At 70.0% G+C, this 24,514-nt stretch carries 22 protein-coding genes; 9 read left to right on the top strand and 13 right to left on the bottom strand.

Annotation, left to right across the window (positions count from 1 at the left end):
* Positions 1-59 precede the first annotated feature (59 nt).
* Positions 60-1,181, top strand: coding sequence for a PQQ-dependent sugar dehydrogenase (locus G6N31_RS11870; protein WP_098005083.1), 1,122 nt, complete (start codon positions 60-62; stop codon positions 1,179-1,181).
* On the opposite strand, the gene G6N31_RS11875 is transcribed toward G6N31_RS11870, so the two are convergent.
* Both G6N31_RS11875 and gatB read right to left on the bottom strand, forming a co-directional pair.
* Positions 1,178-1,762 (bottom strand): carboxymuconolactone decarboxylase family protein, encoded by a 585-nt coding sequence (locus G6N31_RS11875; RefSeq protein ID WP_098005082.1) that lies wholly within the window; start codon positions 1,760-1,762, stop codon positions 1,178-1,180. The two genes, G6N31_RS11870 and G6N31_RS11875, sit on opposite strands and share 4 nt — an antisense overlap.
* Positions 1,763-2,004: 242 nt before the next feature.
* Complete coding sequence (gatB, locus tag G6N31_RS11880) at positions 2,005-3,516, bottom strand: Asp-tRNA(Asn)/Glu-tRNA(Gln) amidotransferase subunit GatB (RefSeq protein ID WP_098005081.1); 1,512 nt, start codon at positions 3,514-3,516, stop codon at positions 2,005-2,007.
* 31 nt (positions 3,517-3,547) lie between these two features.
* Between gatB and G6N31_RS11885 the strand changes: the two genes are divergently transcribed.
* Positions 3,548-4,978 (top strand): multicopper oxidase family protein, encoded by a 1,431-nt coding sequence (locus G6N31_RS11885; RefSeq protein ID WP_098005080.1) that lies wholly within the window; start codon positions 3,548-3,550, stop codon positions 4,976-4,978.
* A 16-nt stretch (positions 4,979-4,994) separates the two neighbouring features.
* On the opposite strand, the gene G6N31_RS11890 is transcribed toward G6N31_RS11885, so the two are convergent.
* The 3 genes from G6N31_RS11890 to gatC are packed head-to-tail and all read right to left on the bottom strand — an operon-like array spanning position 4,995 to position 7,825.
* Complete coding sequence (locus G6N31_RS11890; RefSeq protein WP_098005079.1) at positions 4,995-6,026, bottom strand: ATP-dependent 6-phosphofructokinase; 1,032 nt, start codon at positions 6,024-6,026, stop codon at positions 4,995-4,997.
* 18 nt (positions 6,027-6,044) lie between these two features.
* The gene (gene gatA / locus G6N31_RS11895; protein ID WP_098005078.1) at positions 6,045-7,529 is read right to left on the bottom strand and encodes an Asp-tRNA(Asn)/Glu-tRNA(Gln) amidotransferase subunit GatA; all 1,485 of its coding nucleotides are present in this window, start codon (positions 7,527-7,529) and stop codon (positions 6,045-6,047) included.
* The gene (gene gatC, locus G6N31_RS11900) at positions 7,526-7,825 is read right to left on the bottom strand and encodes an Asp-tRNA(Asn)/Glu-tRNA(Gln) amidotransferase subunit GatC (protein WP_098005109.1); all 300 of its coding nucleotides are present in this window, start codon (positions 7,823-7,825) and stop codon (positions 7,526-7,528) included. The genes gatA and gatC overlap by 4 nt, the downstream gene beginning before the upstream one ends.
* Positions 7,826-7,898: 73 nt before the next feature.
* On the opposite strand from gatC, the gene G6N31_RS11905 reads away from it, so the two are divergent.
* Positions 7,899-8,567: an ACT domain-containing protein gene (locus tag G6N31_RS11905; protein ID WP_179964295.1), complete on the top strand. Its 669-nt coding sequence runs from the start codon at positions 7,899-7,901 to the stop codon at positions 8,565-8,567.
* Here G6N31_RS11905 and ligA read toward each other — a convergent pair.
* A complete protein-coding gene (gene ligA, locus G6N31_RS11910; RefSeq protein ID WP_098005077.1) occupies positions 8,560-10,692 on the bottom strand; it encodes an NAD-dependent DNA ligase LigA in 2,133 nt (710 codons plus the stop codon). The two genes, G6N31_RS11905 and ligA, sit on opposite strands and share 8 nt — an antisense overlap.
* Before the next feature lie 71 nt (positions 10,693-10,763).
* Here ligA and G6N31_RS11915 point away from each other — a divergent pair, with 71 nt between their 5' ends.
* Positions 10,764-11,189, top strand: a complete 426-nt coding sequence (locus tag G6N31_RS11915) for an MmcQ/YjbR family DNA-binding protein (RefSeq protein WP_098005076.1) — start codon at positions 10,764-10,766, stop codon at positions 11,187-11,189.
* Between the two features lie 37 nt (positions 11,190-11,226).
* The gene (locus G6N31_RS11920) at positions 11,227-12,834 is read left to right on the top strand and encodes a 4-coumarate--CoA ligase family protein (RefSeq protein WP_098005075.1); all 1,608 of its coding nucleotides are present in this window, start codon (positions 11,227-11,229) and stop codon (positions 12,832-12,834) included.
* A gap of 17 nt (positions 12,835-12,851) precedes the next feature.
* On the opposite strand, the gene G6N31_RS11925 is transcribed toward G6N31_RS11920, so the two are convergent.
* On the bottom strand, positions 12,852-13,862 hold the full coding sequence (locus G6N31_RS11925) for a uroporphyrinogen decarboxylase/cobalamine-independent methonine synthase family protein (protein WP_098005074.1): 1,011 nt from the start codon (positions 13,860-13,862) through the stop codon (positions 12,852-12,854).
* 35 nt (positions 13,863-13,897) lie between these two features.
* Between G6N31_RS11925 and G6N31_RS11930 the strand changes: the two genes are divergently transcribed.
* Complete coding sequence (locus tag G6N31_RS11930; protein WP_098005073.1) at positions 13,898-14,563, top strand: sensor domain-containing protein; 666 nt, start codon at positions 13,898-13,900, stop codon at positions 14,561-14,563.
* On the opposite strand, the gene mnmA is transcribed toward G6N31_RS11930, so the two are convergent.
* The 6 genes from mnmA to G6N31_RS11960 all read right to left on the bottom strand — a co-directional run bounded on the left by mnmA (position 14,560) and on the right by G6N31_RS11960 (position 20,632).
* Complete coding sequence (gene mnmA / locus G6N31_RS11935; protein WP_098005072.1) at positions 14,560-15,633, bottom strand: tRNA 2-thiouridine(34) synthase MnmA; 1,074 nt, start codon at positions 15,631-15,633, stop codon at positions 14,560-14,562. The genes G6N31_RS11930 and mnmA overlap by 4 nt on opposite strands.
* Position 15,634: 1 nt before the next feature.
* The gene (locus G6N31_RS11940) at positions 15,635-16,921 is read right to left on the bottom strand and encodes a cysteine desulfurase family protein (protein WP_098005071.1); all 1,287 of its coding nucleotides are present in this window, start codon (positions 16,919-16,921) and stop codon (positions 15,635-15,637) included.
* Between the two features lie 61 nt (positions 16,922-16,982).
* Positions 16,983-17,792 (bottom strand): lysophospholipid acyltransferase family protein, encoded by an 810-nt coding sequence (locus G6N31_RS11945; protein ID WP_098005107.1) that lies wholly within the window; start codon positions 17,790-17,792, stop codon positions 16,983-16,985.
* Between the two features lie 35 nt (positions 17,793-17,827).
* A complete protein-coding gene (locus G6N31_RS11950) occupies positions 17,828-18,667 on the bottom strand; it encodes a GNAT family N-acetyltransferase (RefSeq protein WP_098005106.1) in 840 nt (279 codons plus the stop codon).
* 175 nt (positions 18,668-18,842) lie between these two features.
* Positions 18,843-19,799 (bottom strand): electron transfer flavoprotein subunit alpha/FixB family protein, encoded by a 957-nt coding sequence (locus G6N31_RS11955; RefSeq protein ID WP_098005070.1) that lies wholly within the window; start codon positions 19,797-19,799, stop codon positions 18,843-18,845.
* A 41-nt stretch (positions 19,800-19,840) separates the two neighbouring features.
* Positions 19,841-20,632 carry an electron transfer flavoprotein subunit beta/FixA family protein gene (locus G6N31_RS11960; RefSeq protein WP_098005069.1) on the bottom strand — a complete coding sequence of 264 codons (792 nt, stop codon included), beginning with the start codon at positions 20,630-20,632 and terminating at the stop codon, positions 19,841-19,843.
* Positions 20,633-20,828: 196 nt separating this feature from the next.
* Here G6N31_RS11960 and G6N31_RS11965 point away from each other — a divergent pair, with 196 nt between their 5' ends.
* The 3 genes from G6N31_RS11965 to G6N31_RS11975 are packed head-to-tail and all read left to right on the top strand — an operon-like array spanning position 20,829 to position 24,438.
* The gene (locus tag G6N31_RS11965; RefSeq protein ID WP_098005068.1) at positions 20,829-21,638 is read left to right on the top strand and encodes a class I SAM-dependent methyltransferase; all 810 of its coding nucleotides are present in this window, start codon (positions 20,829-20,831) and stop codon (positions 21,636-21,638) included.
* Positions 21,635-23,209 carry a 1,4-alpha-glucan branching protein domain-containing protein gene (locus tag G6N31_RS11970; protein ID WP_098005067.1) on the top strand — a complete coding sequence of 525 codons (1,575 nt, stop codon included), beginning with the start codon at positions 21,635-21,637 and terminating at the stop codon, positions 23,207-23,209. Before G6N31_RS11965 ends, G6N31_RS11970 begins: the two co-directional genes overlap by 4 nt.
* Complete coding sequence (locus tag G6N31_RS11975; RefSeq protein WP_098005066.1) at positions 23,206-24,438, top strand: glycosyltransferase family 4 protein; 1,233 nt, start codon at positions 23,206-23,208, stop codon at positions 24,436-24,438. Before G6N31_RS11970 ends, G6N31_RS11975 begins: the two co-directional genes overlap by 4 nt.
* Positions 24,439-24,514: the final 76 nt, after the last annotated feature.

Consider the following 24,514-nt stretch of genomic DNA (forward strand, 5'->3'; position numbering starts at 1 on the left):
GGCCGTTCCCGGTGGGCGCGCGTGGCGGGCCGTGCTCAGCGATCCGTAATCTGGCTGCCATGAGTCAGCGCCGGCCGTTGCGGGCATTCGCCGTCCTGTTGTGCGCCGCCGTGCTTGCCGGCGCCGGGTGCGCACGCTTTGATTCCGCGCAGTCGCAGCCCTTCACCACCGAACCCGAGTTGGCGCCCGGACCGACGTCGTCGCCTCCCCCGCCCCCGCCGCTGCCGGCCGTCCCGTTCCCCAAGGAATGCCCGGCCCCGGGCGTGATGCAGGGCTGCCTGGAGAGCACCAGCGGGCTGATCATGCTGCCGGACAGCCAGTCGGCGCTGGTCGCCGAACGCACCACCGGGGCGGTGAAGGAGATCTCGGTTCGCGCCGAACCGAAAGTCAAGACCGTCCTCCCGGTCGACGGCAGCGGTGACGGCGGGCTGTGGGACATCGTGCTGTCGCCGACCTACGCCCAGGACCGGCTGATGTACGCCTACGTCAGCACCCCGACCGACAACCGGGTGATCCGCATCGCCGACGGCGACGTGCCCAAGCCGATTCTGACGGGCATCCCGAAGGGGCCGACCGGTAACGCCGGTTCGCTGATCTTCACCAGCCCGACCACGCTGCTGGTGCAGACCGGCGACGCCGGCGACCCCGGGCAGGCCGCGGATCCGGGGTCGACGGCGGGCAAACTACTGCGTATCGAGCAGCCGACGACGGTGAACCAGGCGCCGCTCACCACGGCGTTGTCGGGCCTCGGCGCGGCCGGCGGCCTGTGCAAGGACCCCTCCGACGAGTCGCTCTACGTCACCGACCGCACGCCGACGGCTGATCGCCTGCAGCGCATCACCAAGGATTCGAAGGTGTCGACGGTGTGGACGTGGCCGGACCGGCCCGGGGTCGCGGGGTGCGCCGCCTCGGACGGCACCGTGTTGGTGAACCTGGTCAACAGCCAGCAGACCGTCGCGGTGCGGTTGTCGCCGGACACCGGCGCGGTGACGGGCGAACCAGAAGTGGTGCGCCAGGACCAGCGCGGCCACGCGTGGGCGCTGGAGGTCTCACCGGACGGCAATGTGTGGGGCGCGACCATCAACAAGACCGCCGGGGATGCGCAACCTCTCGACGACGTGGTTTTCCCCCTGTTCCCGCAGGGCGGCGGGTTCCCGCGGACCAACGAGGAGAAGACCTAGGCGGGGCCGGGCTCGGCGGCCGGTCGGGCCTGGTGGGCGTCTTCGCGCCACTGCGCGCTCTCCGGCTGCACCCCGAAGCTGTTGAGGCCCATGGCCAGGGCGAGGTAGCCGCCGACGGTGAACACCAGGTCCATCAGCGCCCGACGCTCGAGGAACCCGGTCAGCGCCTGCCACGTCTGCTCGGAGATCGTTGTGCGATCGAACAATTGGTCCACAGCGGCGATGATCAGGCGATGCAGGTCAGTGGCGGCGTCGGCGCCGCGCGCGGCGTCGATGTCGGCGTCGGTGAGTCCGACCGCTCGGCCCATCGGCACATGGTGGGTCCACTCGTAGGCGCAGTCGGCGCGGTGCGCCAGCCGCAGGATCGCCAACTCGCGCAACGCCGGGGGCAGCGTCGACTCGGTCAGCAGATAAGCCGAGAACGGCAGATAGGCGCCCGCCAGGTCGGGATGCTGGACCAGGGTGGCGATCGCGTTGCCGGACTCGCCCGGCTCGCGCCGGTCGGGTGCACAGGCCGTGCGGATGACGGCTTGGACTTTCTCATCGTCCCACTGGTCGGCTGGCAGCGGCGGCACGCGCATCGTGGAGGTCCTCCCTGGCTGACGAGTCACGGCCACCCTAGCCGATCGGCAAGGCGCTCAGCTAGCCGATCGGCTAGGGCAAGGATGCACCCCGGTCGGTGACGCCCGCGGTTCACGTGGGCGGCACATAGTCGAAATGCGTTGGCGATGAACCGCATTCGGGGCGCGGCGGGGATGCGGCGTCGGGACGACGGGCCTCGCGCGGTACGACCGACATCACACTGGTGTGCCGGCGGAGCGGGTCACCCCTGGCCGCAGGCGGCCATCACCAGCTCGCGTACCCGGGCCGCGTCGGCCTGTCCCTTGGTCGCCTTCATCACCGCACCGACGATCGCCCCGGCGGCCGCCACCTTGCCGCCGCGGATCTTCTCGACGACGTCGGGGTTGGCGGCCAGCGCATCGTCGACGGCGGCCTGGATCAGCGAGTCGTCGCGGACCACGGCCAGACCGCGGTCGGCCATCACCTGCTCCGGCTCACCCTCCCCGGCCAGCACCCCTTCGACGACCTGCCGGGCCAGCTTGTTGGAGAGTTTGCCGTCGTCGACGAGCCCGACCACCGCGGCCACCTGCGCCGGCGTGATGGGCAGGTCGGATACCGCCACACCCTCTTCGTTGGCCTTCTGCACCAGGAAGTTTCCCCACCAGGCGCGCGCGGCGTCGCTGGAGGCACCGTGCTCGACCGTCGCGGCGATCAGGTCGAGCGCTCCGATGTTGACCAGGTCGCGCATCACCTCGTCGGAGATCCCCCACTCCTGCTGAATGCGCTTGCGCGACAGCCAGGGAAGCTCCGGGATGGTCCCCCGCAGCCGTTCGACGAGTTCCCGACCGGGGGCCACCGGCTCGAGGTCGGGCTCGGGGAAGTAGCGGTAGTCCTGCGCTTCCTCCTTGCTCCGGCCCGGGGAGGTGTGCCCGTCCTCGTGGAAGTGGCGCGTCTCTTGCACCACCTGACCGCCGGACTTCAGAATCGCGGCCTGGCGGCGCATCTCGTAGCGGACGGCCACCTCGACGCTCTTGAGCGAGTTGACGTTCTTGGTCTCGGTGCGGGTGCCGAACTCGGCCCGGCCGATGGGGCGCAGCGACACATTGGAGTCACAGCGCATGGAGCCCTGATCCATCCGCACGTCGGAGACGTCCAACGCGCGCAACAGATCCCGTAGCGCGGTGACGTACGCGCGGGCGATCTCCGGAGCGCGCTCGCCAGTGCCTTCGATCGGCTTGGTGACGATCTCGATGAGGGGCACGCCCGCCCGGTTGTAATCGGCCAGCGAGGTGGTCGCACCGGCGATGCGTCCGGTGTCACTGCCCAGGTGGGTCAGCTTGCCGGTGTCTTCCTCCATGTGGGCCCGCTCGATCTCCACCCGCCAGGTGGTGCCGTCGTCGAGCGGGACGTCGAGATAACCGTCGAACGCGATCGGCTCGTCGTACTGGGAGATCTGGTAGTTCTTCGGCTGATCGGGATAGAAGTAGTTCTTCCTGGCGAATCGGCACCAGGAGGCGATCTCGCAGTTCAGCGCGAGCCCGATCCTGATCGCCGACTCGACGGCAGCCTGGTTGAGCACCGGCAACGAGCCGGGCAGGCCCAGACAGACCGGGCACACCTGGGTGTTGGGCTCGGCTCCGAACCGGTTGGCGCACCCGCAGAACATCTTGGTGGCCGTGGAGAGCTCGACGTGGACCTCCATGCCCATCACGGGCTCGAATTCGGCGACCACCTCGTCGTAGTCCAGCAGGTCAGCGTTTGCCGCAACGGTCATACCGGAATCCTATTCGTGATTGAATCCTGCCATGGCGTTGGATCGGCGCACGTTCCTCCGCGCCGGCGCCCTCGCCACCCTGGCCGGAAGTGCCGCAGTCTCCGCGTGCTCCCGCTCCACCGGCCCCGCACAGGGCCCCGTCTTGACCGCCGCCCAGTCCGAGGTGGACCTCGGCGGGGGCGTCGTCGTGCCCACCTGGGTGTGGAACGGCCGACTGCCCGCCGAGGAGATCCGGCTCACCCGCGGTCAGACGCTACAGATCACCCTGACCAACAACCTGCCCGAGCCGTCCACCGTGCACTGGCACGGACTGGCGGTGCCGAACGCGATGGACGGCGTGCCCGTCCTGACCCAGCAACCCGTCGAACCCGGCGGATCGTTTCGCTACGAGTTCTCCGTACCCGATGCCGGCACCTACTGGGCACATCCGCATTACGGCTCCCAACTCGACCGCGGCCTGTATGCACCGGTGATCATCGAGGACCCCGCCGACGGTGCCGATTACGACGACGAGCTGACCCTCATCGTCGACGACTGGCTCGACGGCACGGGAACCAACCCCGACGAGGTGCTCCGGACGCTGCAACGCACCGGGATGAAACCGATGGAGCCCGGCGGCCCCGGCGTCACACCGGTGGCGCCGCTGGGCGCAGACGGCGGCGACGTGACCTACCCCCACTTCCTCATCAACGGACGCGTGCCCGCCGATCCCGTCGTCGCCGGGTACCGGTCCGGGCAACGAGTGCGACTGCGCATCATCAACGCCGGGGGTGACTCGGCCTTCCGGGTCGGGATTCCCGGCGTCCCCCTGCGGGTGACCCACACCGACGGCTTCCCCGTGATGCCCCGGCAGGTCGACTCGGTGCTGCTCGGCATGGGCGAACGCGCCGACGCGATCGTCACACTGGGTGACACGTCGGTGCCCGTCGTCGCGGCGCCCTACGGAAAAGACGGATATGCCCAGCTGAACCTGCAAGTCGGCGGCGCGCCCCTGGCCGGCGACGCGACCGATGTTCAGGCATTCGCCTCGACGCTGTCCCGACAGGTGCCGTTGAACACCGCGACGCTGACCCCCACCGAGGCGGTCACCCTGCCCGCAAAGGCGCCGGACCGGACCGTGGACCTGCGGTTGTCAGGGCCCGTCGAGGGCTACCGGTGGCTGATCAACGGCGAGGTCTACGACCCCGCCGGCCCGGGGCTGCCGGTGCGGCCCGGCGAACGCGTCCGCCTCCGCTTCGTCAGCGAGTCGATGATGTTCCACCCGATGCACCTACACGGACACACCTTCGAGGTGGTCGGCGCCGACGGCCCGCGGGCACGCAAGGACACGGTGCTGGTACCGCCGGAGGCGACCGTCGAGGTGGATTTCGACACCGACAACCCCGGAAAGTGGATCTCGCACTGCCACAACGAGTATCACCTCGAGGCCGGAATGGCGACCTACCTCGAGTACACATCGTGACGCCGGCCGGGCGGGCTCAGCCGAAGAATTCGGCGGCGTCGTCGTAACGGCTCTGCGGCACCAGCTTGAGCTCCCGCACGGCATCCGCGAGCGGCACCCGGCCGATGTCCTGGCCACGCAGCGACACCATCATTCCGTACTCGCCGGCGTGCGCGGCGTCGGCGGCGTTGACCCCGAACCTGGTGGCCAGCACCCGGTCGTAGGCCGTCGGGGTACCCCCGCGCTGCACGTGGCCCAGGACGGTCACCCGGACGTCTTTGTTGATCCGCTTCTCGACTTCCATCGCCAGCTGCTGGGCGACCCCGGTGAACCGTTCGTGCCCGAACTCGTCGATGCCGCCCTGGCGCAGCTGCATCGACCCCTCGGCCGGTTTGGCCCCTTCGGCGACCACGCAGATGAAGTGGGAGTCACCGCGCACGAACCGCTCCTTGACCAGGCGGCACACTTCCTCGACGTCGAACGGCTGCTCGGGGATCAGCGTCATGTGCGCGCCCGAGGCCAGACCGGCGTTCAGCGCGATCCAGCCGGCGTGGCGTCCCATCACCTCCACGAGCATCACCCGTTGGTGCGACTCCGCGGTGCTGTGCAGCCGGTCGATGGCCTCGGTCGCGACGGTCAGCGCGGTGTCGTGGCCGAAAGTCACGTCGGTGCAATCGATGTCGTTGTCGATCGTCTTGGGCACCCCGACCACGGGCACGTTCTCCTCGGAGAGCCAGTGCGCGGCGGTCAAGGTGCCCTCGCCACCGATCGGGATCAACACGTCGATGCCGTTGTCCTCGAGGGTCTGCTTGATCTGGTCCAGGCCGGCGCGCAGTATGTCGGGGTTGACCCGCGCGGTGCCCAGCATGGTTCCGCCCTTGGCCAGCAACCGGTCGTTGCGGTCGTCGTTGCGCAGCTGGATGCGACGGTTCTCCAGCAGGCCGCGCCAGCCGTCCTGGAACCCCACCACCGACGAGCCGTACCGCACGTCGCAGGTCCGCACCACGGCGCGGATCACCGCGTTGAGGCCGGGACAGTCACCGCCACCGGTCAGTACTCCGATACGCATGCGTCCCATCCTCCCCTGTCAGAGTGCGCTCGGCAGCGGACCGCGCGCGGCCTCGTAGGCGGCGCCCACGCGGTAGAGCCGGTCGTCGGCCAGCGCCGGCGCCATGATCTGCAGGCCCACGGGCAGCCCGTCGTCCTCGCTGAGGCCCGACGGCACCGACATTCCGCAGTGCCCGGCCAGGTTCAACGGCAGCGTGCACAGGTCGAACAGATACATCGACAGCGGGTCGTCGACTTTCTCCCCGAGACGGAACGCGGTGGTGGGGGTTGCCGGCGACACCAGCACGTCCACGCTCTCGTAGGCCGTCTGCAGATCGCGCGCGATCAGCGTGCGCACCTTCTGGGCCTGGTTGTAGTAGGCGTCGTAATAGCCGGCCGACAGCGCGTAGGTGCCGATCATGATGCGCCGCTTGACTTCCGGACCGAATCCGGCGGCGCGGGTGAGGGCCATCACCTCCTCGGCGCTGCGGGTGCCGTCGTCACCGGCGCGCAGGCCGTACCGCATGCCGTCGAACTTGGCCAGGTTCGACGACACCTCCGACGGCAGGATCAGGTAGTAGGCGGCCAGCGAATAGTCGAAGTGCGGGCAATCGACTTCGGTGACCTCGGCACCGAGTGCGGTCAGTTGCTCGACCGCGGCGGTGAACGACGCCTGCACCCCCGGCTGGTAGCCCTCCCCGCTGCGCAGCTGCTTGACCACGCCGACGCGCACGCCGGTCAGATCCCCGGCCGCGCCCGCCCGCGCGGCGGCGACCACGTCGGGCACCGGCGCGTCGACCGACGTCGAATCGCGTGGGTCGTGACCGGCGATCACCGCGTGCAGCATCGCGGTGTCGAGCACGGTGCGGGCGCACGGTCCGCCCTGGTCCAGCGACGACGCGCATGCGATCAGGCCGTAGCGGGACACCGTGCCGTATGTCGGCTTCACGCCGACCGTCGCGGTGAGTGCCGCGGGCTGGCGGATCGAACCTCCGGTGTCCGACCCGATGGCCAGCGGGGCCTGGAACGCGGCCAGCGCCGCTGCGCTGCCCCCGCCGGAGCCGCCGGCCACCCGGTCGACATCCCACGGGTTGCGGGTGGGACCGTAGGCCGAGTTCTCGGTCGACGACCCCATCGCGAACTCGTCCATGTTGGTCTTGCCCAGGATCGGGATGCCCGCGGCGCGCAACCGTGCGGTGACGGTGGCGTCATACGGCGACGTCCAGCCTTCGAGGATCTTCGATCCGCACGTGGTCGGCATATCGGTGGTGGTGAAGACGTCTTTGAGCGCCAGCGGAACCCCGGCCAACGGCGAGGCCGGCCTCTCACCGGCGGCGACTGCCTTGTCGACGGCGGCCGCGGCGTCCAGTGCCCGCTCGGCGGCGACGTGCAGAAATGCGTGGAAGCGGTCGTCGGTGGCGGCGATCTGGTCGAGACAGGCCTGCGTCACCTCTGTCGACGACACCTCTTTGGCGGCGATCTTGGCACCCAACTCGGCTCCGTCGAACCTGATCAGATCGCTCATTCGGGTTCCCCCAGAATCCGTGGCACCGCGAACCGGCCTTCCTCGGGGCGGGGCGCCTCCGCAAGCGCCTCCTGCTGGCCCAGGCCCGGCGCGACGTCATCGGGACGAAACACGTTGACGTCCTTGAGCGGATTGTCGGTGGCATCGACGCCGGTGACATCGACGGCCCGGATCTTGCTGACATGGCCGAGGATGGCGTCGAGCTGACCGGCGAAGCTGTCGAGCTCGCTGTCTGTCAGGGCGAGCCGAGCCAGCCGCGCCAGGTGGGCAACCTCGTCTCGGGAGATCTGTGACACGACCACGAAGCCTAGTTCACGACGCTCGCCCCGACCGCGGCCGAGTCGCCGACCTGCGCGGGTCCGTGACACAGTGTTGGCCGTGCCAACGTATCTGCTGCGCGTCGAGCTCGAGGACAGGCCAGGCAGCCTGGGCTCGCTGGCCGTGGCGCTGGGCACCGCGGGCGCCGACATCCTGTCGCTGGACGTGGTCGAGCGCGCGGCCGGTTACGCCGTCGACGACCTGGTGGTCGAGTTGGCGCCCGGGGCCATGCCGGACATGTTGATCACCGCCGCCGAACAGCTCAAAGGCGTCTACGTCGACAGCATCCGACCGCATACCGGGCTGCTGGAAGCGCACCGCGAGCTGGAGCTCATCGATCACGTCGCCGCCGCCGACGGGCGGCAGGCCCGGCTCCAGGTGCTCGTCGACGAGGCTCCGAGGGTCCTGCGGGTCGGCTGGTGCACGGTGACCGCGCTGACCGACAGCGGACCCCGCCGGGTGGTCGGCAGCGCCGGGGCACCGGAAACCCTGGCCGCCGAGACCCCGTGGCTGCCCATCGAACGGCCGGTGGCGCTGGACGACGCCGCGGCCTGGGTGCCGCAGGTGTGGCGCGACATGGACACCACGTTGGCTGCCGCGCCACTGGGTGATGTGCATACGGCGGTGGTGCTGGGGCGTCCGGGCGGTCCGGCCTTCCGGCCCAGCGAGGTGGCGCGGCTGGGTTATCTGACCGGGATCATCGCGACCATCATCAGGTAGCGGGCGGCGCCACCGCGTCGGGGCCGCCGTCGAGCAGACGCACGAACCCCGCTTCGTCGAGGACCGGCACGCCGAGTTCGACGGCCTTGTCGTACTTGGACCCGGGCGCGTCACCGGCGACCACGAACGCCGTCTTCTTCGACACCGAGCCGGCCGCCTTGCCGCCGCGCGCGATGATCGCCTCCTTCGCGTCGTCGCGGCTGAATCCGGTCAACGAACCGGTCACGACTATCGACAGGCCCTCCAGAGTGCGTTCGATGCTGGCGTCACGTTCGTCGGCCATCCGCACGCCGGCCGCCCGCCACTTGTCGACGATCGCCCGGTGCCAGTCCACGGTGAACCAGTCGGTCACCGCCGCCGCGATGGTGGGGCCCACGCCCTCGACGGCGGCCAGTTGTTCCTCGGAAGCCTCGACGATCGCGTCGAGGCTGCCGAACTCGGTAGCCAGCGCCCGCGCCGCGGTGGGTCCGACATGCCGTATCGACAGCGCCACCAGCACCCGCCACAGCGGTTGGCTTCTCGCTGCGCTCAGGTTGGTCAGCAGCCGGCGGCCGTTGGCCGAGAGCTCACCCTTCTGCGTGGTGAACAGGTCGGTGCGCAACAGATCGTCCTCGGTCAGGGTGAACAGGTCCCCCTCGTCGGTGATGACCTGCGCCTGCAGCAGCGCGATCGCGGCCTCGTAACCCAGGCCCTCGATGTCGAACGCGCCGCGGCCGGCGACGTGGAAGACGCGCTCACGCAACTGCGCGGGACAGGTGCGGGAATTGGGGCAGCGGATGTCGGCGTCACCCTCCTTGGCCGGCGCGAGTTCGGTGCCGCATTCCGGGCAGTGGGTGGGCATCTCGAATTCCCGCTCCGACCCGTCGCGCAGGTCCACCACCGGACCGAGAACCTCGGGGATGACGTCGCCGGCCTTGCGGATCACCACGGTGTCGCCGATCAGCACGCCCTTGCGTTTGACCTCCGAGGCGTTGTGCAGCGTCGCCAGCCCGACGGTGGAGCCGGCGACCTTCACCGGCTCCATGTACGCGAACGGGGTCACGCGCCCGGTGCGGCCGACGTTGACGCGGATGTCGAGCAGCTTGGTGGTCGCCTCCTCCGGCGGATACTTGTAGGCCACCGCCCACCGCGGGGCCCGCGACGTCGCACCCAACCGCCGCTGCAGCGCCACCTCGTCGACTTTCACCACCACGCCGTCGATCTCATGGTCGACCTCGTGGCGATGCTCACCCCAGTAGGCGATGCGCTCGGTCACCGCGTCGAGGCCGTGCACGCGCACGGTGTGGTCGGAGACCGGCAGGCCCCACGCATCGAGCGCGCGGTAGGCGTCGTGCAGGGAGTCGAACGGCGAGCCACCGGCGCCTTCTGTGCGCCCGACCCCGTGGCAGATCATCCGCAGCCGGCGGCGCGCGGTCACGGCGGGGTTCTTCTGACGCAACGACCCGGCCGCGCTGTTGCGCGGGTTGGCGAACGGCGGTTTTCCCTCGGCGACCAGCCCGGCGTTGAGATCCTCGAAATCGGCCACCCGGAAGAACACCTCGCCGCGGACTTCCAGCACCTTGGGAATCGGGAAATCAGCTGCCTCGCTGAGCTTTTCAGGAATGTCATCGATGGTGCGCGCATTGAGCGTGACGTCCTCGCCGGTGCGCCCGTCCCCGCGGGTGGCGGCGCGTTCCAGCCGGCCGTCCCGGTAGACCAGCGACAGCGCCACGCCGTCGATCTTCAGCTCGCACAGATAGTGCGCGTCGGCGCCGATCTCACCCTGGATCCGGGTGGCCCAGCCCGCGAGCTCGTCGGGAGTGAAGACGTTGTCCAGACTCAACATTCGCTCGAGGTGCTCGGCGGGGGTGAAGTCAGTCGCGAATCCCGCTCCCCCGACCAGCTGGGTCGGCGAATCCGGTGTCCGCAACTCGGGATGCTCGTCCTCGAGTGCCTGCAACTGCCCGAGCAGTGCGTCGAACTCGGCGTCGGAGATGATTGGTGCGTCGCGCACGTAGTAGCGGAACTGGTGATCGCGGACCTCGTCGGCGAGTTCCTGCCAGCGCCGGCGCAACGCGGCGTCAGGGGCGTCATCGGCCTGGTCGGCCAATACTGCCTGGGGATCCGGGGTCGCCTCGGGACTCACCCTGGCAGGCTATCGAAACCCCCCGACATCGGATCCCCGGCTCTCCCGTACCGCGTGCGTAGGCTGCCACCATGGCGAACTCCAGGGCGCACCCGAGGGCGCACCCTCTCATGTTCGACGACGACGACCCCGGACTGGCCGAACTGCGCGCCGTCGCGCTCGCCTTTCCCGGGGCCGCGGAGAAGGTCTCCTGGGGCAGACCGGTGTTCTGCGCGCCGAAGATGTTCGCCGTCTACGGCGGCAGCGCCAAGACCGGGACGGCGGGCGCACACCGTCAGTATCCGCACAGTGTGCTCGTCAAGGTCGACGAGAGCGATCGGCCGGCACTCGAGCAGGACAGCCGCTTCTTCTTCCCGGCCTACCTCGGACCGTTCGGCTGGTTGGGGCTGGATCTGGACGCCGCTGAAGTCGACTGGAGCGAAGTCACCGAGCTCGTCGATGCCTCCTACCGGAGGGTTGCGTCGAAGAAATCCATCAGGCAGCTCGACCAACGCTGACCCCTGCGGCGGCCGGACGTGATTCGATCAGACCATCATGAGTTTCTCGAGCCCCTTCCCCGAAGTCCACATCCCGACGGCCAGCATCTTCGACTACCTGTTCACCGGGATCGAGGACAGCGACCTCGACCGCGTCGCGCTGATCGACACGAAATCCAAGCGGCACACCAGTTACCGCGAGATGATCGGCCGCATCGACACCTTCGCCGGCGCGCTGGCCGCCCGGGGCGTCGGTGTCGGTGAAGTGGTCGGTCTGCTCGCGCCGAACAGCTCGGCGTTCGCGGTGGCCTTTCACGGCATCCTGCGCTCGGGCGCGACGGCGACCACGGTCAACGCGTTGTTCACTGCCAACGACATCGCCAAACAGCTGAAAGACGCGGGGGCCCGCATGCTGGTCACCGTCACCCCGCTCCTGGAGCAGGCCAAGTCAGGTGCCGCTGCGGCAGGTATCGCCGACGAGAACCTGGTGGTGCTAGACGGCGCGGGCCGCGACACCGACGGGCACCCCAACGCCGAGGAGTTGCTCGCAGGTGCGCCGCAGGCACCGGCGGTCGACTTCGCCCCGTCCTCGCATCTGGCGGTGCTGCCCTACAGTTCCGGCACCACCGGCAATCCCAAGGGCGTCATGCTGACCCACCGCAACCTGGTCGCCAACGTGGCCCAGATCCGCCCGCTGCACGGCATGACGCCCGACGACGTGGTGCTTGCAGTGCTGCCGTTCTTCCACATCTACGGGATGACGGTGTTGCTCAACGCCGCGCTGCACGCCCGCGCGAAACTGGTGATCATGCCCGCTTTCGATCTGGGCGACTTCCTGGCCGGCATCGCCGAGCACCGGGCCACCATCGCGTTCATCGCGCCGCCGGTCGCCGTGGCACTGGCCAAGCACCCGCTGGTCGACGACTACGACCTGTCCTCGCTGAAGGTGGTGATGTCCGGCGCCGCGCCGCTGGATGCCGACCTCGGCCATGCGGTGGCCCGACGCCTGGGCTGCAAGGTGGTTCAGGGCTACGGGATGAGTGAACTGAGCCCGGTCAGCCACATCACCCCCTTCGACGCCGGCCGGCACGACATGCAGGTCGACGCACCACTGAGCTCGGTCGGGTGGACCGTCTCCAACGCCGCCTCCAAGATCGTCGACCCGGAAACCGGTGACGAAATCCATCCTCCCGCAGAAGGTTTGAGCAAGACCGGTGAGTTGTGGTTCAAGGGGCCCAACGTGATGGCCGGCTATCTCAACAACGAGGAGGCCACGCGGGCGATCATCGATGCCCAGGGCTGGCTGCACACCGGCGATCTCGCCCAGGTGGATGCGCACGGGTGCGTCTACATCGTCGACCGGCTCAAAGAGCTGATCAAGTACAAGGGCTACCAGGTGCCTCCGGCCGAGCTGGAGGCGGTGTTGCTGACCCACCCGCAGATCGCCGATGCCGCTGTCGTCGGGGCGCCCGACGACAGCGGCGAGGAAGTGCCGAAGGCGTTCGTCGTCGCCCAGCCCGGCAGCGAGCTCAGCGCCGCAGACGTCATCGAGTTCGTCGCCGGACAGGTCGCGCCGTACAAGAAGGTCCGCGAGGTGGCTTTCATCGATGCCATCCCTAAATCGGCGTCGGGCAAGATCCTGCGCAAGGACCTGCGGTCGACGTGACACCCGCCGACGCGGCGTCAGACCGCGTCGGGCTCGTCGCGCAGCGCGTCGGATGTGCGCTGCGCCAGTTCGATCGCCGTGCGTGCCCACCCCTGGGTGGCTGCGGCCAGGCCGCACGCCGGCGTGATACCGATCCGGTGGCGTAACACCGTGCGGGGGAAGCCCAGTCGGTCGGTGATCGATGCCACCGATTTCGCGATCATCTCGACCGAGGGCCGCGCAAGGGTCTCGGTCGCCGCCACCGCGCCCAGCAGGACGGTGCGGCCCGACTCCACGAACTCGCCGATGCCGTCGAGGTCGCCGGCGTCCAAGGCCTGGACATCCACCGAGACGGCGGTGATCGTGCTCTCGCGCAATGCCTTCCATGGCAGACCCGCTGCACAACAATGCACCGCGACGTCGGGACCCGCCGCGGCGGCGCAGGTGTCGAGCATGGCGGTGACCGCCGACTCCTCCAGCGCCGCGACCGGATTAAGACGCGTCACTCCCGACAGCGCGCCGGCCACCGCGGCAGGAAGCGAGGGTTCGTCGAACTGTACGGCGACCGCGGCTCCCAGGCGGCGCGCGACGGTGGCGCGATGCCGGTCCACGCCTTCGGCCAGCGACATCGTCACGTCGCGCAGGGCCCCGGGATCGGTAATGGCCCGGTGGCCGTTGCTCAGTTCCAGGTGTGCTGCCAGCGTCACCGGCCCGGGCGCCTGCACCTTGATCACCCGGTCGCCGCCGCGCAGACCGGCGCTCTCCCAGGCCTCCTCGAGCGCGTCGAGATCCTCGTCGAGCAGGCTGACCGCGCGCCGGACCGCTGAGCTGCGCCCCGGGGCGATCCGGTAACCCCGCGGCACGACGTCGATCCCGATGTCGACGAGCAGCGCACCGGCTCGCCCGATGAGGTCGGCGCCCACGCCCCGGGCGGGCAATTCGACCAGGTGCGGCAGCCGGTGCAGTTCCCCGACGACGACTTCGGCGGCCTCCCGCGCAGACGTTCCGGGCCAGGACCCGATGCCGGTGGCGGTGGCGAACACACTCACTCGCCCGACGATATGCGACGCATTAAAGTCAGGTCATGACGGCCCGGGGATGCACGTCGGTCCGCCGCACCTGGTGGCCGGGTTGTCTGCTGGGCGTGGCGGCGGCACTGACGGTCAGCTGCGCCCACACGGTCGACGGCGTGGCGGTGCGCTCGGCGCCGCTCCCCGACGAGGATTCACAGTCCCCGGTCGACGTCGACACCGTGCTGCTGGATCGGGCGCAGATGCAGGCGGTCACCGGCGCCGGCGCGGACCTGACGCCGGTCCCCGGGATGCAGAGCAAAACTCCGCTCGACATCGATCCGCTCGCTGAAAAGGTTCCGGCGCAATGCCGTTGGGTGTTCGCCGAGACGCAGGTGTTCGGCAGCGAGATCGAGGAGTTCCACAAGACGACCTACCAGAACCCGCCCGATGGTGGTCTCATCTCCCAGGCGGCCGCCGGCTACCGCGACGCCGAGACCGCCCGCCGGGCATTCGGCCAGCTCGTCGGGCTGATCCAGCAGTGCGGCGACACCAGTCCCGGTCCGGCCATGGTCGGAGAGGTGACCACCACCGCGGACTCGGTGCGGACCCGCCCCGGTGGCTGCGGCCGGGATTACCTCGTGAAATCGGCGGTGCTGATCGAGGTGACGTTCTGCGCGTTTCCCGACTCGGTGCCCGACATCGTGATGGCGAACATCGCGGCCAACATCCCGGGTTAGCGCGCCGAACGGATCGTCGCCGAGCCCAGCACCTCGTCCCCGTCCGGGTCCGGCCGGTAGAGCACCAGCGTCTGCCCGGGCGCTACGCCTCGCAGCGGGGCGCGGAGGTCGACCACGACCCGGTCGTCGTAGAGGTGGGCGACGGCGTCGACGACGCCGCCGTGGGCGCGCACCTGGACCTGGCATTCCACCGGGCCGGTGGGCGCGACACCGGAGGTGACCACGGGCGCGTCGCCGACCAGCGTGGTGACGTCGAGATCTGCGACGTCGCCGACGCGGACGGTGCCGGTCTGGGCGTCGATGCCGGTGACGTAGCGGGGGCGCCCATCGGGTCCGGGGCCGGCGATGCCCAGGCCCTTGCGCTGACCGACGGTGAATCCGTGTATCCCGTCGTGTTCGGCGAGCACCGTCCCGGCACCGTCGACCACGGGTCCGCGCCGGACCCCGATGCGGGCTCCGAGGAAGGCACGGGTGTCCCCCGAGGGAATGAAACAGATGTCGTGGCTGTCGGCCTTCTCGGCCACCGCCAGCCCACGCTCGGCCGCTTCCCGGCGGATCTGCCCCTTCGGGGTGTCCCCGATCGGGAACACGGCGTGCCGCAGCTGCTCGGCGGTCAGCACCGCCAGGACGTAGGACTGGTCTTTGTCGTGGTCGACGGCGCGACGCAACCTGCCGCCGGAGAGCCGGGCGTAGTGTCCGGTCGCCAGCGCATCGAAGTCCAGCGCCAGGGCGCGAGCGGCCAGCGCGGAGAACTTGATTCGCTCGTTACAGCGCACACAGGGGTTCGGCGTCTCGCCCCGGGCATACGACGAGACGAAGTCGTCGATGACGTCTTCTTTGAAGCGGTCGGCGAAATCCCAGACGTAGAACGGGATTCCGAGGACATCGGCGACTCGGCGCGCGTCGCCCGCGTCTTCCTTCGAGCAACAGCCTCGCGACCCGGTGCGCAGTGTCCCGGGCGCGGAGGACAGCGCCAGATGCACACCGGTGACGTCATGGCCGGCGTCGACCATCCGGGCCGCGGCCACCGAGGAGTCGACGCCGCCGCTCATCGCGACCAGGACCCGCATGTCAGCCGCCTCCGACCGACGAGCGCTCGCGCGAGGAGTATGTGTCCGACGAGCGCTCGCGCGAGGAGTATGTGTCCGACGAGCGCTCGCGCGAGGAGTGCAACCCGGCACTGGCCAGCGCTGCCTGGCGGGCTCGCTCCACCGCCGCGGGCAGCACCGCCAGCGCCGCGTCGACGTCGGCGTCGGTGCTGGTGTGTCCCAGGGACAGGCGCAGCGAGCCGCGTGCGCTGGCCGATTCCGCCCCCATCGCGATCAACACGTGCGAGGGTCGCGCCACCCCGGCCGTGCACGCCGAGCCGGTCGAGCATTCGATTCCCTTGGCGTCGAGCAGCATCAGCAATGAGTCGCCCTCACAACCAGCGAAGGTGAAGTGCGCGTTGCCCGGCAGTCGCCGCGTGCCGCGGGCGCCGTTGAGGTGCACCCCGTCGATCGACCCGAGCACCCCGTCGACCAGGCGGTCACGCAGTGCCCGAATCCGGAATGCGGTGCCGTCCATGGTCCGGACTGCCTCGCGGGCCGCCGCGGCCATCGCCGCGGCCCCCGCGACGTCCTGGGTACCCGAACGCACGTCGCGTTCCTGGCCTCCGCCGTGCAGCTGCGGCACGCAACCGACGTCGCGGCGCAACAACAACGCGCCCACCCCGGTCGGTCCGCCGAACTTGTGCGCGGTCACACTCATCGCCGACAACCCGCTTCCAGCGAAATCAACCGGCAGCTGCCCCACCGCCTGCACCGCATCGCTGTGCATAGGTATTTCGAATTCCATTGCGACAGCGGCTAGTTCACTAATCGGGAGCACGGTGCCGACTTCGTTGTTGGCCCACATCACCGAGATCAGCGCCACGTCGTCCGGATCATCGAGCGCCGTGCGCAACGACTCGGCGCTCACCGCCCCGACCTCGTCGACCGGAAGCCACGTGACCTCGGCGCCTTCGTGCTCGACCAGCCACTGCACCGCATCGAGCACCGCGTGGTGTTCCACCGGGGTCGTGACGATGCGGCGCCGGCGCGGGTCGGCGTCGCGGCGTGCCCAGTAGATGCCCTTGACGGCGAGGTTGTCGCTTTCTGTGCCGCCCGCGGTGAAGATCACCTCCGAGGGCCGGGCGCCCAGCAGCTGCGCCAGCTCCTCCCGGGACTCTTCGAGGCGGCGCCGTGCCGATCGTCCCGACCCGTGCAACGACGACGCATTGCCTACCGTGGCCAACACAGCCGCCATCGCCTCGATAGCGGCGGGACGCATCGGCGTGGTGGCGGCGTGGTCGAGATAGACCGGCGCGGGGGAAGACATAACCGTTCCAGAATAGCCGTCGCCGCGCGACCGGCCTCAGTCGCCGCAGCTCTGGCGCCGGTCAGGCGGCCAGGGTGTGGTGGCTACGGTGCTCGGTCGGCCGCGCCGGGGTCGGGTCGTCACCGGTGTCCCGCACGGCGCGCTGGCAGCGGTCCGCCAGCTCACGTCGATCCTGTCCGGGCAGCTGCAGGGACTCGACGCCGACCCGCACCTCGGTGCCCCGGGCCGCGACGATCCGGCGCAGCGACGCCCACAGCGTGTCGTCACCGATGTAGGCGGCCGCCGTGGACAGGGCCCCGTCGCGGTGGTGATAGCTCAGCCGCAGCGGCTGCACGGCCCGCTGCGCGTCGATCGCGGCCTGGAACATCGCCGGCCGGAACTGTCCGTGTGCCCGGCCACACCAGGTGGTGCCCTCCGGGAAGGCCACCACCGTGTGGCCGGCACGCAACCGGTCGGCGACGGTGCGCACCACCTCGGGCAACCGGCGCAGACTGGCGCGGTCGATCGGAATGACCTTGACCAGGCGGGCCACCGCGCCGAGCGCCGGCCACTGCAGCATCTCCGACTTGGCGACGAACGAGCCCGGCAGCACCGCCCCGATGACGAAGACGTCCACCCAGGACACGTGACCGGCGACCACCAGGACCCCCGACACGTTGCGGACCGGGCCGCCGAACACGGTGATCCGGATGCCGAGGCACCGCAACACGGCGCGGCAGTACCCGCGCTGCCAGCGCCGCCGACCCGGTACCGGTACCGCCAGCAGCGGCATCAGCGGCAGCATCAGCAGTACCAGGACGCTCCGGCACACCGTCCGGGCCAGCACCCGGGCGGCCCGCCCGGGCGGGGGTCCCGCCACGCAGTCGGACATGCAGGTGGCCCGGGGCAGCCAGGCGTGCGGGGCGTTCACCGCGCGCCGCCCGCGATCGCGGCGGCCGCCCCGGCCGAGCGCAACCGGCGCAGATAACGCAGATCGGCTCGGCGTTTGTCGAGCAGCGCGGGAAAGTCGCCCACCCCGAAGACCGGGTCGTGGGCCGGTTCGCCGCACACCTGCGCGCCCAGCCGCAGGTAACCGCGCAGCAGCGGCGGGACGCTGCACCGCGACGGTGGGGTGATGTCATCGAGCCCGCACCCGTCGACGACGACGGGACGGTACGGGTAGACGGTGTGGCAGGCCGCGGCGGCGTGACGGCGCCGCACGACGTCGCGCACTCCCCGCAGCTGGCTGCCGGGCGCCAGGTCGCCCGTCGGGTCGACCACGGGCACCGACACACATCCGGCCACGTAGTCGTAGCCGCTGCGATCCAGGTAGGCCAGGATCCCGGTCCACATCAGTAGCACCACCGCACCGTTGCGGTGGCCGGCCCGAACCACCGCGCGGCCCATCTCGACCAGTCCGGGGCGCAGCGGGTCCAGGCCCGCGACATCGAACTCGGTGGCGGTGTACAGCCCGCCCGCGGCAATGGCGCCCGGGGGCGGCAGCATCCGGTAGCAGCCGACCACCTGTCCGGTGGTGTCGTCGCGCACCAGCAGGTGGTCGCAGTATTCGTCGAAGCGGTCGGCGTCGCGGCCGTCGGCGGCGGCGGGCAGGGCGTAGCCGGGTTCGGTGGAGAAGACGTCGTGGCGCAGACGTTGCGCGGCGTCGATGGCGTCGGCGTCGGTGCTCAGCAGCAGCGAATAGCGTGGTGCCGCGGACTGCGGCGCCGGGCTGTCGTCGGATCGGATGAGTACAGAAGCGGTGCTCACGATCAGCACGGTGGCCCAGCGGGGTCTCCGGTCGGCATCACGGGAGTGACGTGTCCGTGAGCGTCAGATGACGAGTTGCTCGCCGTGGTTCGGCGATCAGACGCAAAATCGCCCGATTCCCGCAGGAAACGGGCGACTTTGCGTCGCTGGCCGGGGCGACCCGGCCGGAGGTCGATCAGCCCTTGCGGGCCTTGACGGCCTCGGTCAACTGCGGGGTGACCTTGAACAGGTCGCCCACGATGCCGAGGTCGGCGATCTCGAAGATCGGCGCCTCTTCGTCCTTGTTGACCGCAATGATCGTCTTCGACGTCTGCATGCCCGCACGGTGCTGGATCGCCCCGGAGATGCCCAGCGCGATGTAGAGCTGCGGCGAGACCGTCTTGCCGGTCTGGCCGACCTGGAACTGGCCCGGGTAGTAGCCGGAGTCGACCGCGGCACGCGAGGCGCCGACCGCGGCCCCGAGGGAGTCGGCGAGTTCCTCGACGACGTTGAAGTTCTCGGCGCTACCGACACCGCGGCCACCGGCCACGACGACGGTCGCTTCCGTCAGCTCCGGACGGTCACCGGCCACAGCCGGCTCACGCGCGGTGATCTTGGTGGCGTTCTCGGCCTGGGCGGGCACCTCGACCGAGACGACCTCGCCGGCGCCGTCGGCCGGCTCGGCGTCGATCGCACCGCCGCGCACCGTGATGATCGGGGTGTCCCCGACCGCCTCGGCCTCGACGGTGAAGGCACCGCCGAAGATCGAATGGATGCCCTTGCCGCCCTCCTTGACGTCGACGACGTCGGAGAGCAGGCCGGAGCCGATGCGGGCGGCGAGCCGTCCCGCGATCTCCTTGCCGTCGGCGTTGGCGGCCAGCAGCACGGCGGCCGGCGACGCCGACTCGGCCAGCGCGGCCAGCACGTCGACATACGGGGTGATCAGGTAGTTCTCCACGTCGTCGGATTCGGCGACGTAGATCTTGGCCGCGCCCGCGGCCTTCAACCCATCGGTGAGCCCCTCGGCGGTGCCGGGCTTGGCCACCACCACGGCAGCCGGCTCGCCCAGGGCCCGGGCGGCGGTGATGAGTTCGTTGGTGACCTTCTTCAGCGCACCATCAGCGTGCTCGACGAGCACGAGTACTTCAGCCATTCGGATGTCTCTCGTTTCTCAAGTACGGAAGGGATGACCTGCTAGATGATTTTCTGACCGACCAGGTACTCGGCGATCTTGGTGCCGCCGTCGCCCTCGTCGGTGACCTTCTCACCCGCGGTCTTCGGGGGCTTCGGAGTCGACGAGAGCACCTTCGATCCGGCGTTGGCCACGCCGACCTCGTCGGCCTCGACGCCGATCTCGGCGAGCGTCAGCTTGGTGACTTCCTTCTTCTTGGCGGCCATGATGCCCTTGAAGGACGGGAAGCGCGGCTCGTTGATCTTCTCGTTCACGCTGACCACCGCGGGCAGCGACGCCTCGAGGGTGAACAGTCCCTCGTCGGTCTCCCGCTCGGCGACGACCTTGCCGTTCTCCACGGACAGCTTGCGCACGTGGGTCAGCTGCGGCAGGCCCAGGTACTCGGCGATGATCGCCGGGACGGCGCCGCCGGTGCCGTCGGTCGCCTCGTTGCCGGCGATGACGAGCTCAGTGCCCTCGATGGTGCCCAGCGCGCGGGCCAGCGCCCAGCCGGTCTGCACCATGTCGGATCCGTGCATGCCCTCGTCGACGAGGTGGACCGCCTTGTCAGCGCCCATGGACAGGGCCTTGCGGATGGCCTCGGTGGCCCGCTCGGGGCCCGCGGTCAACACGGTGACGGTGCTGTCGCCGCCCTCGCGCTCCTTGATCAGCAGCGCTTCCTCGACGGCGCGCTCGTTGATCTCGTCGAGCACCGCGTCGGCGGCCTCACGGTCCAACGTGTAGTCGCCGTCGGACAGCTTGCGCTCGGACCATGTGTCAGGGACCTGTTTGATCAGGACCACGATATTCGTCATAGCTCTGGTTCGTCCTCCTCGAAGGGGCCGGTAGCCGGCCTGCCATACCACGCTTGAAGCAAGCACCACCATGTTACCCGCGGGTAACTTGCAGCGGTTCGCCAGAACACCATAACTGGTCGCCGTCGGCGTTCTGTCAGCCCGTAGACAAGCGAACTATTCGTCATCGGACAGTTACGGGTTAGCCTGCCTTCCGATGAGCGCATCTGTTGCCAATGGTCCTCGCGGCGACCGGCCGGCCGGTCTCCCCGTCGATGCCCCGATGGCCCTGACCGGCGAGCGAACCGTTCCCGGCGTCGCCGAGGAGAACTACTGGTTCCGTCGCCACGAGGTGGTCTACCGCCGGCTGGTGGACCGCTGCCGCGGCCGCGACGTGCTCGAGGCCGGTTGCGGGGAGGGGTACGGCGCCGACCTGATCGCCGACGTGGCGCGCTCGGTGATCGGCCTGGATTACGACGAGTCGGCGGTGGCGCACGTCCGCGCGCGGTATCCCCGCGTGGACATGCGGCACGGAAATCTCGCGGAGTTGCCGCTCGACGACAGCTCGGTCGACGTCGTGGTCAACTTCCAGGTCATCGAGCACCTGTGGGACCAGGGCCAGTTCGTCGCCGAATGCCGGCGCGTGCTGCGCCCCGGGGGCCTGCTGCTGATGTCGACCCCCAATCGGATCACCTTCACCCCCGGCAGCGACACCCCGGTCAACCCGTTCCACACCCGTGAACTCAACGCCGCCGAACTGACCGAGCTGCTCGAGTCGGCAGGGTTGACCGTGCGGTCGATGCTCGGGGTGTTCCACGGCGCGCGGCTGGCCGAGCTCGACGCCCGCCACGGCGGCTCGATCATCGATGCGCAGATCTCCCGGGCGCTGGCCGACGCCCCGTGGCCCGCTGCCCTGCTGGCCGACGTGACCTCGGTGGACATCGACGATTTCGATCTGACCGGGAGCGGACCCGACAGGGACATTGATGACAGCCTCGATCTGGTCGCGATCGCGGTGCGGCCGTGACGACGTCCGAACACGGTGCCGTCCCGGGGCTGTTCACCCTGGTCCTGCACACCCACCTGCCCTGGCTGGCCCACCACGGACGCTGGCCGGTCGGTGAGGAATGGCTCTACCAATCGTGGTCGGCGTCCTATCTGCCGCTGGTGCGGGTGCTGCGGGCCCTGGCCGCCGAGAACCGGACCCACCTGCTCACCCTGGGCATCACGCCGGTGGTCGCGGCCCAACTCGACGACCCGTACTGCCTGCAGGGCATGCATCATTGGCTGGCCAACTGGCAGCTGCGCGCACTGGAGGCGGCCACGACGCGCACCGCCTCGGGACCGTCGCCGGCGTCAGCACCGGAAGCACTGCGCCGCTTCGGATCCCGTGAGCATGCCGAAGCCGAGCGGGAGCTTGTCGAGTTCGATGCGTACTGGCGCCACGGTGCCAGCCCGGTGCTGCGGGAGCTGATCGACGGTGAGGTCATCGAGCTGCTGGGCGGGCCGTTGGCCCACCCGTTCCAGCCGCTGCTGCATCCTCGCTTGCGTGAATTCGCGCTGCGCGAGGGGCTCGCCGACGCCGGAGCGCGATTCGCTCACACCCCACGCGGCATCTGGGCACCGGAGTGCGCCTACGCGCCGGGGATGGAGACCGACTACGCGGCCGCCGGGGTCGGCCATTTCATGGTCGACGGGCCGTCGCTGCACGGCGACACCGCGCTGGGCCGCCCGGTCGCCGACTCCGACGTCATCGCGTTCGGCCGTGACCTGCAGGTCAGCTACCGCGTGTGGTCGCCGAAATCCGGATACCCCGGTCATCCCGCCTATCGCGATTTCCACACCTACGACCACGCGACCGGCCTCAAGCCGGCGCGGGTGACCGGTCGACAGGTGCCCTCCGCGGACAAGGCGCCGTATGACCCTGACCGCGCCGACGCGGCCATCGACGGACATGTCGCCGATTTCGTCGACACGGTGCGGAAGCGGATGCGCGCGGAGAGCGAGCGCATCGGGCGCCCGGCCCACGTGGTCGCGGCGTTCGACACCGAGCTGTTCGGGCACTGGTGGTACGAGGGCCCGGAGTGGCTGGCGCGAGTGCTGCGCGCGTTGCCGGCCGCCGGTGTGCGGGTCGGCACGCTCTCCGATGCGGTCCGCGGCGGGTACCTCGGCGGCCGGGTCGATCTGCCGCCGAGCTCGTGGGGTTCGGGCAAGGACTGGCAGGTGTGGGCCGGAGAAAGGGTCGCCGATCTGGTCCAGCTGAACAATGAGGTCGTCGACACCGCGCTGACCACCGTGGACAAGGCGCTCGCCCGGGCCGCGGCGGTCGGCGCGCCGACGCCGCGCAACCCCGTGGCCGACCAGATACTGCGGGAGACGCTGCTGACGGTGTCCAGCGACTGGCCGTTCATGATCAGCAAGGATTCGGCGGCCGACTACGCGCGCTACCGCGCCCACCTGCACGCCCACGCCACGCGGGAGATCGCCGCGGCGGCCGCGGCCGGGCGCCAGGAGCAGGCCCGGCGGCTCGCCGAGGGCTGGAACCGCGCCGACGGACTGTTCGGCGCACTGGATGCGCGCAGGCTGCCGGTCGCATGAAGCTCAAGATCCTGCTGATCTCGTGGGAGTATCCGCCGGTGGTGATCGGCGGGCTGGGACGCCACGTGCATCACCTGGCCACCGAGCTGGCCGGCGCGGGCCACGACGTCGTCGTGCTCAGCCGCAGACCCACGGCCACCGACCCGATGTCGCACCCCACCACCGATGAGGTCTGCGAGGGGGTGCGTGTCGTCGCCGCCGCGGAGGACCCGCACGAGTTCAGCTTCGGCACCGACATGATGGCCTGGACGCTGGCGATGGGGCACGCCATGATCCGTGCCGGTCTCGGCTTGTCCGACTGGCGGCCCGACGTGGTGCACGCTCACGACTGGCTGGTGGCCCATCCCGCGGTCACGCTGGCCCAATTCTTCGACGTGCCTTTGGTTTCGACCATCCACGCGACCGAGGCGGGCCGGCATTCCGGGTGGGTCAGCGGCGCGGTGAGCCGCCAGGTCCATGCGCTGGAGTCATGGCTGATCCGCGACTCCGACTCGCTGATCACGTGCTCGGCGTCGATGCGCGACGAGATCACCGCGCTGTTCGGGCCTGAGCTGGGCGAGATCGCAGTGATCCGCAATGGGATCGACGTGCACGGATGGCCCTTCGCGCCGCGGCGGCCCCACCCCGGTCCTGCCGAGCTGTTGTACTTCGGCCGCCTGGAGTACGAGAAGGGTGTGCACGACGCGATCGCCGCACTCGCGCGGATCCGGCGCACCCATCCCGGCACCACGTTGACGGTGGCCGGCGACGGGACCCAGCTGGGCTTCCTGCAACAGCAGGCCCGTGCGCACAAGGTCCTCAAGGCCACCAATTTCGTTGGCCGAGTGAATCATTCACAGCTGCTCGAGCTGCTGCACCGCGCCGACGCGGCGGTGTTGCCCTCGCTCTACGAGCCGTTCGGCATCGTCGCGCTGGAAGCCGCCGCCTCCGGCCTGCCGTTGGTCACCTCGTCGGCCGGCGGGCTCGGTGAAGCCGTCATCGACGGTGTGACCGGGCTGTCGCACCCGGCCGGGGATGTGGCGGCGCTGACCGCGGCGGTCCGCGCCGTGCTCGACGAACCCGACGCGGCGCAGCGCCGCGCGGTGGCCGCGCGGGAGCGGCTCACCGCCGAATTCGCGTGGGGCACCGTCGCCGCGGAGACCGCTCAGGTGTATCTGGCCGCCAAGCGGGCCGAACGTCGGCCGCAGCCGCGGCGTCCGATCGCGGAGCGCCCCCTGCCCGGCCGATGAGCGCTTGCGCGAAGAGCCAACAAGACAGATGAGCGCTTGCGCGAAGAGCAAACAAAACAGATGAGCGCTTGCGCGA

It is taken from the genome of Mycolicibacterium duvalii (genome assembly GCF_010726645.1).
Lineage (GTDB): Bacteria > Actinomycetota > Actinomycetes > Mycobacteriales > Mycobacteriaceae > Mycobacterium > Mycobacterium duvalii.